The following is a 9,343-nucleotide window of genomic DNA, read 5'->3' as shown; positions in this document are numbered from 1 at the left end:
TTTTTAACTGAAGTAACCTGGAAATATTCGAGAATCCCTTCTGGCAAAAACAACTCAATTAAACTCTGATCCACTTTGTCTTTTTTTGACAAAGTTAATTCTTCAATCCTAAATCCCCAGAATTATTGCTTGATCCATTTTTTATTCCCCTCCTAATTTTTCAAAATATTTTCTTTTCTCAATTAAAAAGCTATTAATCATCAGTGGTTAAATGTTCCAACTTTACATTTCTACAACCTTTCTGCTTAGGCTGATACAGTTGATGAGCATATTGTTAACATTTGATTTTTTATATTCCTGACATTTCATTCATTTAGTTTGACACGATTAAAAAATTCCGTAATGATAAGCTTCCTGCTCGTTTACAAAATTAACATCCGTGATACCTGTACTCAATTTCCAGATTAAAACCTTACCTTTGCTGCATCATAATTGAACTCAAAAAAAACATTTACTGATATGAAATTTTTTATAGATACCGCTAATTTAGACGAAATAAGAGAAGCTTATGACATGGGCGTTTTGGATGGTGTAACCACAAATCCTAGCCTTATGGCGAAAGAAGGCATCACCGGAAATGCTAAAATCAAAGCGCATTATAAAGCCATTTGCGATATAGTGGATAATAACGTAAGCGCTGAAGTAATAGCAACCGATTATGAAACTATGCTGAAAGAAGGCAGGGAATTAGCCGATATTGATGATAAAATCGTAGTGAAAGTCCCTATGATTAAAGATGGTATTAAAGCCATCAAGCAATTCTCTTCAGAAGGAATTAGAACAAATTGCACGCTCGTTTTCTCATCAGGCCAAGCTTTACTAGCTGCTAAAGCTGGTGCTTCTTATGTTTCTCCATTTATTGGACGATTAGACGATATCTCAACTGACGGTTTGACTTTAATTGAAGATATCATCCGTATTTATGATAATTATGGATACGAAACTGAGGTATTAGCTGCTTCTGTTCGTCACACTATGCACCTAATTGAATGTGCAAATATGGGCGCTGATGTGGTAACTTGTCCGTTGAAAGTAATTACTGGCTTATTGAAACATCCTTTGACTGATTCAGGTTTAGCTCAATTCTTAGCTGACCATAAGAAAGGAAATAAGTAAGAGTTATAGGTTATAAGTATTAAGAAATCAGTAAAAGCTTTTCCAAAGTTTCGAACTTTGGAAAAGCTCTTTATCATCTTAATTCATCCATTTTTAGTCTAGATTCTTGATTCTAGACTCTAGATTCTAAAAAAATGTATATCATAAAAGTAAAAGGAAAAGCAAAAATACCAGATTACATCCAACTTAGGGATAATGATTTTGTATTAATTGCTTATTTTAGAGCAGATCGTCCGTTGAAAAATTTAGATAAATACGGACTGGAAGGCAAGGAAGACGCCTTGGAAAAAGTTATAAATGAATTACCTTTCGGTAAAATTCAAGCTTTAGATATTTAATCGATACTGATTTTGCGTAAATAACTTTTAGAATCCAACTAATAATAATGTCATCATTTTCCAACGAACCCGTAATCCGAATAGAAAACGCTACCATCTTTCAAGAAGATAAAACCATCCTGAGCGATATTACATTGAATATTGGCAAAGGAGAATTTGTTTACCTGATAGGAAGAACGGGAAGTGGAAAAAGCTCATTAATGAAAACCCTCTATGCCGACTTGGATTTGCGATTGGGTCAAATGGAAGTGGCGGGACTTAAAATCAACGGCATCAAATCAAAGCAAGTAGCGCAACTTCGTAGAAAAATAAGTGTCATCTTTCAGGATTTTCAGCTCTTAGCAGACCGTACTGTGGCAGAAAATCTCTATTTCGTAATGAAGGCTACCGGCTGGAAGGAAAAATCCAAAATGAAAACACGTATGGCAGATGTTTTGATGCGGGTTGGATTAGGAGCTGTAGATAATAAAATGCCTCATCAACTTTCAGGTGGTGAGCAACAAAGAGTAGTAATTGCAAGAGCACTAATTAATGAACCTGTACTTTTAATAGCCGATGAACCAACTGGAAATTTAGATCCAGAAGTTTCGGAAGGCATTTTCAAGTTATTTACGGATATTAATAAAAGCGGTACGGCTATTTTGATGGGAACACACGACCACAGCTTTTTGGATACTCATCCTTCAAGGGTATTAAAATGCCATCAAGGTAAATTATTAGATTCCGAAAAAGAGGATTTTGATTTCAAGAGTAATTATTAAATCAACATTTTAGCTAAACAATCTGATTCAATTTTGCTTTTTGGAATATGAATAAAGCTGAAGACCGTCTGAAAATTCCATCTGCAGAAATAAAAATTGGTACTAAAGAAATTGAAGCTTTTCAGAACGAAACGCTCAGACCCATCATAAAAAAGCTTCATAGCTTGTTGCTGAACCATTTTTCAGTTTTGCTTTTCACCAAGAAAAGTGAATATTTTAGAATCTCAGAAGATAAAAAAGGGCATTACATTCATTCTATTTTTCAAACCGAAAATCGATACAAATCGGAATTGAAGGGAATGATCATCGGAAACTTCACCATTCAAGAATATAAAGTATATTCTTTTAATCCAAGAATGTTTGACAAGCGCATATATTCCATCGTAGAAGAACGTATCTTAACCAATCAAAGTGAACTAGATGATTTAAGGTAATAACTTATTTCCAATGTACTTTGGAAGGTAAATTCTCAATTTATTAAGCCGACATCTGATGCCTGCTCAAATAATTTTCCAGCGATGCAGTATCATAAAATTGCTCCACAATAAATCCTGGGATTTCCTGAGCCGATTTGGTTTTAATATTTTTAGCAGATACTTTCGCGAACACTTCTACGGGGTCGAGCAATTGAGCATGAAACAATGGCTTACCTTTTAAGTGCTTCATCAATCCGGGGATTAAATTTTTAACAATCCATTGCTGAGAAGCAACTGAAATAACACCCATCCTCCTAATATCCGCCACAAATTGGTTACAATCTAATTGCTGAAATGCTTTTAACACCTCTGAGTTGATTTCAATGAATTCTGCATCACTTTTCACCTTACTGGTATATTCTAGAAATAAAGCTTTCAGCTTTATATAATAGTATACTCTAGCAGTTTTACATTCATAAAATAATCTTTGATTTTCCATGGCTCAGTATGTTAATATCTCTGTATTTATTTACATTATTGTATGAATGTACTACAATTATTTAAATATTTTCATGATTATTTCATATCAGAAGAGAAATATTTTACAAGACTCACTGACTGAGACAAAACCAAATTAATTATCCAAAAACTATTTACTACCAGTTAAATTAATTGTAAAAATTTAATCTTTAAAAATTTACCATTCATCGAAATCATGCCTCAATTTTATACTTATAAATAGGTATATTTCAAAAAAGAAGGAAGCTATTTTATTGATATTCATTATATTAAAACAAAAACTAATCAAAAGTATCATGAAAAATTTTAGCCTATTAATTATTCTTCTTTTTGCAAGTTTATCACTAGCAGCACAAAAGCTTCCTTTTCAAGGATATTTAGAGGAGTCAGGAGTTCCGGTAAATGGAGCACGAACTTTTATTTTTGAACTACCTGATTATGGTTGGACAGAAACCATTGCTGATGTGTCAATTGATAATGGTATTTACAACGTGGTTTTAGGAGAAAGCACTTTATTGCCTGACAGTATTTTCAGTAATGTAAATGAAACCCCTCTAAGTATTACAGTAGATACTACCAATATAGGTACAGTAACGCTCTACAAACCATTAGGGCTAAATAAGAAGAATTTTGAATTACTCAATGATACTGAATCTAAAAGAGGAGAGCTAAAAGTTGATAATTCAGATGCAGGTGAATTATCATTATACGGAGTAAATGATAGTTTAAATATTCGTATTGGCTCGTTTGCAGGGGGATACTATGGAAATTTAGGTATTTATGATTCCTTAGGGGTTTCCAATGGTTTTATACGGGCAAGAAGTAATGGGGGCTTACTTCAACTCAACAAATTAGATGTTAATGGCAATTTTGCAAGTGCAATTTTAGCTAGTACCAACCCTACAACTAGTGCTTTACTTTTATATGCACAAAACCCTACTAATGACAATGTTTCAAGAATGATTGAAAATTATACCGCAACCAGAGAAATTTTCAATGGTCCTGTTATGTCCAATAATTACAAAAGGTCTGGAACAGACTGGTATGATAATGAGGGTAGAATATTGGCAGCTGTAGGAAATGCAAGAGAAGAAGCTGGCGATCCTGAAGGAGGTTCAGGGTATGTTTCTCTGTGGGGCAAAAACTCTTTTAATGCCGAACTTACTGGTAAAAGGTGGGAAAATAATGACCTCCCTACTTTTCAGCTTTTTGGAAACAGTGATGATGGCGGTACCTGGTGGATGAGAAATTTTGGGGTGGATATAAACGAAGCACCAAGTGGTTATGATTATGCAAATCTGGGTTTATACAATACGGATGTTGGGGGGGTTAGTCAAGAAAACGTATTTATCACATCTAATTTATACGAACAAAAAGCTGGCGGAATTGAATTAAGAGACAGCATAGGAACTACCACAATTACTTTAGAGGGTAATACCGGCATAGGTAATTTTCAGAATGCTGCAATTGGCTCACAGACAAATGGTATTGTCCACCTATACGGAGAAGACAACACGGCAATTGATAATTTAAGACTTCAACTAGAAGTACGCCCAGATGGAATTGGCTCTTCTTTTGGCTTCATTGAATTAAGAGATGCGTCTTATAATACTTCTATTTCAATTGATGGGTCAACTGGAACAATAACTGCCACAGGTACAGTAACTTCAGACAAGCGTCTGAAAAAAGAAATTACCACACTGGAGAATTCCCTATCCAATACGTTAAAGCTAAGAGGTGCCTCCTATTATTGGAAGGATGAAAATAAATCTCAAAAAAGACAGATTGGAGTTATTGCACAAGAAGTAGAAGAAATTTACCCTGAATTTGTGCATACCAATGAAGAAGGATTCAAATCAGTCAATTATGCACAGATGACTGCCGTATTGATTGAATCGATTAAAGAATTAAATCAGAAGATTGAACATTTAGAAAAAGACGTAGCAGGCTTAGAAAAAGAAAATGAAACTTTAACCACTGCACTAAATGAGACGAAAGCTTTATCAGAAAGAATAGGTAAGCTTGAAAAGCTATTAATTCAAGAGCAGAAAGTAGCTTCCAATTAATCAAAATATTCAGTAACTGATTTAAAATCAAGCTTATGAAACGATCTATAATTTTTCTATTACCTTTTCTGCTGTTGGGTTGTCATTTTTTAATGGCTCAACAACAAGTCAGGTATAATTACGGAAATGTAGCGGCAAAAATAGAAAGTGGAAACTCCAGCATGCAAGTTTCTGCCACCACCTACAGCACCCAAAATTTGCAAACCGGAGCTTTCAAAGCTCAGCAGGGATTTCTATCGGTTTTAGCAAGAGCTAATTCCGCAGATTCTTTAGCCCTAGTGGATTTATATCTAGCCACTAATCCTGGTGATACTACGTGGATCAATAATGGTGGATGGCTAACTTCCCCACTAAATGAATGGCAAGGAGTTGGACTAAATGCTGAAGGCAGAGTTACGTATTTGGATGTAAACAATAACAACTTAACGGGAACCTTACCGGAAAGCTTAAAAACGTTAGATTCTCTTGAATTCTTCTTTACCTATATCAATCCAAATTTAGAGGGCAATTTATTCGATTTTCTAACCAATTATTCAAATTTGAGAAGCGTTGTTGCACACGATTGTAGCTTTACAGGTATTATTTTACCAGCTGTATTTCATGCAAATCTACAAGAAGTGCGCATTTTCAATAATCAAATTGAAGGCGAAATTCCAGCTGAAATTAGCAATGCCATAAGGCTTGGGGAGTTAAATATCGCTTCCAATCTTCTATCTGGACAGTTACCTGCTAGCTTAACTGATTTAGCTAATGTAACTTCTATCGATCTATCCTCTAATAATTTTACTGGGAACATACCCGCTAATTTACCAAATTTAGTAAGCCTAGAACACTTGAACCTTGGCAACAATTCTTTAACAGGTGAGATACCGGCAAATATTGGCGATTTACAAAATATTTTGTCCATCAGTTTAAATAATAATCAGCTATCTGGTACGGTTCCTGCCACAATGGAGAACCTAACCACTCTCCAAGTTTTATCTCTATACCAAAATAATTTAGAAGGAACCCTTCCAGATTTGATACATTTACCTTCTTTGGTTGGTTTAGATGTTTGGGGAAATGGAAAATTGCTTGTTGAAATTCCAGATGATATCGGAACGCTAACCAATCTCAATACTTTTGCAATTGGAGCAACTGTGCCCAATAGAGGCGAATTTCCCGCTGGATTATATCAACTTACTAATTTAGTTAGGCTGGATTTAGGCGGACAGCAATTTACAGGAAGCTTAACAGAAGAGGTTGGCAATTGGACTCAGTTAGATAATTTATATTTATGGCAAAATCGACTAACGGGCGATTTACCAGCTGCTTTTACCAATATTGCAAGCCTGAGGGTACTTGATGTAGCTTTAAATCAAATCACTTCAATTCCTGATTTTTCAGCCAGCAGTATTCGGGAATTATATGTTAGTGGCAATCAATTAAGTTTTAACAGCCTGATTCCAAACTTAACTCTCCCCAATTTTAATTTCAGAAATCAAGCAAGAATTGGAGGGGACCAAGATGTTGAATTATCCATCGGCCAGGATTATGAAATAATATCCGCAATTGAAGACCAAGAAGGTACACAATACACCTGGATTTTCAATAATGATACGATAGCCACCAATCAAACCAGTTTATCAATAAATAATTTTTCGCTTACAAATTCAGGAAGTTATCGAGTACTAGCTACGCATCCTGATATTGCCGATTTCGCCTTAAGTTCTGGTTTTAGTAATCTGAAAATTATTGGACAGCCGCGTTCGTGGTATGTAGATAACAGACCCAATACGGCTAGAGATTTTAGTAGTTTGTACCAAGCTGTTTACGCCAGCAAAGCAAATGACACCATATATGTAGCTGGTTCGCCAGAACCTTATCAAACTGCTGGAAGCTTATTGTTAAATTCTCCTAGAGTGATTTTGGGGCCCGGTTATTTCCTGAACGAAAATGCAGGATTACAATTTAATACGGAATCCGCCATTGTTGGTGACCAACTAATTTTAGCACCAGGTTCTGATGGATCACAAGTAATGGGATTAAGCTTTAGTGCCCCAGTAAGATTGAATAATTCATACTTCACTGAAGGCGACACCTTGAAAAATGTAAGCTTTATTGGAAACCGCTTTTTAGCTGGTAGCAATTTTGGTTTTGTAAGTCATATCGATAGTTTAACATTTAAAGGAAATTATGACCCAATTTTTGCTTTTTACATTACTGATGTGCAGGGCGAACCAAGTGGACTTTATGCGAATTATCAAAATTTTGACATCTCTCACAATATCAACATCAGAGTGAGACCGTTCAATTTTCAATTTTCAACATCAGCAGTGAATAATGGAATGAATAATATTGTCTTTTCTAATAACCTAATTGATACTATTGCGAATATAAATGATGCTGTTTTTGTTAATAATATTTTAAAACCACATAGTTCAACTGGAAGTACATTTACCACAAATATTGATTACACAGAAAATCTATTCCAAAATACATCTGGAAATTTGAATGTTGATAATGATTTTATTCCTGTAGATGGTACGCTCGCTCAAGGGCCATATGCCGGAAATAGTCCATATCAATTAAGTGGACTTCCTCCAATTCCATCTATTAATAATATCATTATTGGCAGTAGACTTTCAACCAAAATAAATGTTAAAAGTAATAATGATAATAATATTTTAAGATTGAGATATCAGTTTAGAAGGAACAACCAATCTTCTTCCTCATTCAATGTAAGAGGATTTAACGCCAGTCCAGAAGTGGAAGTAGAATTTTTACCAAACCGCTCTTCCTTACAGCCTAATCAACTATATGATTTAGTGTTTCAAGCAGTTGATGATAATGGAAAAAGAAGTCATAGAACCTATATCCCGTACGAAACAATTGCAGCAAATCTTTCTGGAAATGTGATAGACGTGGATAACAATAATGTGAATGAAGGAAATATTAGATTATTTGCCATCAACCCATTTGCCAATAAATATGATACTGCTGCTGTTCAGGCTTTAGCAGGAACTAATACTTTCAATTTTGAAAATCTGATATTAGGTGATTATATCATTCTGGCAGACCCAGATACAAGTGAATATGCAAATTTAATTCCTACTTATTTGGGCAATACATTGGATTGGCAGCTAGCTGATACACTTTTACTTCAAGGTGACCAGACCAGTATTTCAATAACAGTAGAGAAAAAACCAGAAGTATCCACAACACCAGGTTCTGAAATTTCAGGAATTTTAGAAGAGGAATATGAAGATGCTGATTCAACGCTCAGAAAATTGCCAAGAAGAAGATTAAGTGGTGCTGGTGTAAGTGTCAGAAGACTTGCAGGTTCTTCAAAACCAGCCAACAGCACTTTGCGACTATTGGATGAAGATTATGTAGTTGTGGCCTATGTGAAAACAAATGAAAATGGTGAATTCTCCTTTCCCAACTTACCGCTTGGTGATTATAGGTTGAGAATTGAGTATCCTGGTGTAGAAACAAATGAAACATCTGATATCGATTTTAATCTAACAGGTCAGCAAGGTGAGGTCGTTAATGTGGAGGCACTGGTAAAAGATGGAGTCATAAATGTAAAAGAAACAGGAAGAGTGACCGCCAGCCAACCAGAGGAAAGCTTAGTTTTTAGCTTTTATCCTAACCCAGTAAAAAATGAACTCTATTTGAACCTGGAAAATATGCTAAATGCAAACGAATTAATCATTTTTGACATAAAAGGAATCATTTATAAAAGATTAAAAGTCCAGAATGGTCAAACTAAAATAGATTTATATGACTTACCTACAGGCAGTTACGTTTTACGACTGCAAGATGCAGATGGTAATTATTTGATGTCTAAGATGATAAAGCAATAATTCAATTCTTTAATTCACCAGGCACTATTCATTTTTTAAAAAGTGTGCTTGGTGAATTTAATTTCTAAAATGGTCTAGTTCTCCTCTCCTATTTCTATAGAATCAGACCATTTATATTGTCCTAAAAGCAAGAATATCCATTCAATTTATAATTCATATAAATCTTTTCAATATTTAAATACTCTTTATCCGTTCAAATATATTACAATATTGATCTTCAAAAATATTCACTTTATCGAAATTACTCCATCTAGGATTACTTAATAATGGGTATTTAAA

The 9,343-nt window shown here is 34.6% G+C and carries 7 protein-coding genes; 6 read left to right on the top strand and 1 reads right to left on the bottom strand.

Going from position 1 to position 9,343, the window contains the following annotated elements:
* Positions 1-459 precede the first annotated feature (459 nt).
* From fsa to VFM92_RS05600, 4 genes are all read left to right on the top strand, one after another.
* Positions 460-1,116 (top strand): fructose-6-phosphate aldolase, encoded by a 657-nt coding sequence (gene fsa, locus VFM92_RS05615; RefSeq protein WP_325121215.1) that lies wholly within the window; start codon positions 460-462, stop codon positions 1,114-1,116.
* 134 nt (positions 1,117-1,250) lie between these two features.
* Positions 1,251-1,454 carry a fructose-6-phosphate aldolase gene (locus tag VFM92_RS05610; protein ID WP_325121214.1) on the top strand — a complete coding sequence of 68 codons (204 nt, stop codon included), beginning with the start codon at positions 1,251-1,253 and terminating at the stop codon, positions 1,452-1,454.
* Positions 1,455-1,501: 47 nt separating this feature from the next.
* A complete protein-coding gene (locus VFM92_RS05605; RefSeq protein WP_325121213.1) occupies positions 1,502-2,215 on the top strand; it encodes a cell division ATP-binding protein FtsE in 714 nt (237 codons plus the stop codon).
* A 47-nt stretch (positions 2,216-2,262) separates the two neighbouring features.
* On the top strand, positions 2,263-2,649 hold the full coding sequence (locus VFM92_RS05600; protein WP_325121212.1) for a hypothetical protein: 387 nt from the start codon (positions 2,263-2,265) through the stop codon (positions 2,647-2,649).
* A gap of 43 nt (positions 2,650-2,692) precedes the next feature.
* Here VFM92_RS05600 and VFM92_RS05595 read toward each other — a convergent pair whose 3' ends face one another.
* Positions 2,693-3,130 carry a hypothetical protein gene (locus VFM92_RS05595; protein WP_325121211.1) on the bottom strand — a complete coding sequence of 146 codons (438 nt, stop codon included), beginning with the start codon at positions 3,128-3,130 and terminating at the stop codon, positions 2,693-2,695.
* A 316-nt stretch (positions 3,131-3,446) separates the two neighbouring features.
* On the opposite strand from VFM92_RS05595, the gene VFM92_RS05590 reads away from it, so the two are divergent.
* A complete protein-coding gene (locus VFM92_RS05590; RefSeq protein ID WP_325121210.1) occupies positions 3,447-5,216 on the top strand; it encodes a tail fiber domain-containing protein in 1,770 nt (589 codons plus the stop codon).
* A gap of 35 nt (positions 5,217-5,251) precedes the next feature.
* Positions 5,252-9,064 (top strand): T9SS type A sorting domain-containing protein, encoded by a 3,813-nt coding sequence (locus VFM92_RS05585; RefSeq protein ID WP_325121209.1) that lies wholly within the window; start codon positions 5,252-5,254, stop codon positions 9,062-9,064.
* Positions 9,065-9,343: the final 279 nt, after the last annotated feature.

It is taken from the genome of Marivirga sp. (genome assembly GCF_035704835.1).
GTDB lineage: Bacteria > Bacteroidota > Bacteroidia > Cytophagales > Cyclobacteriaceae > Marivirga.
Note: the sequence above shows the minus strand (reverse complement) of the source record. Positions and strands in the feature narration are given on the sequence as shown.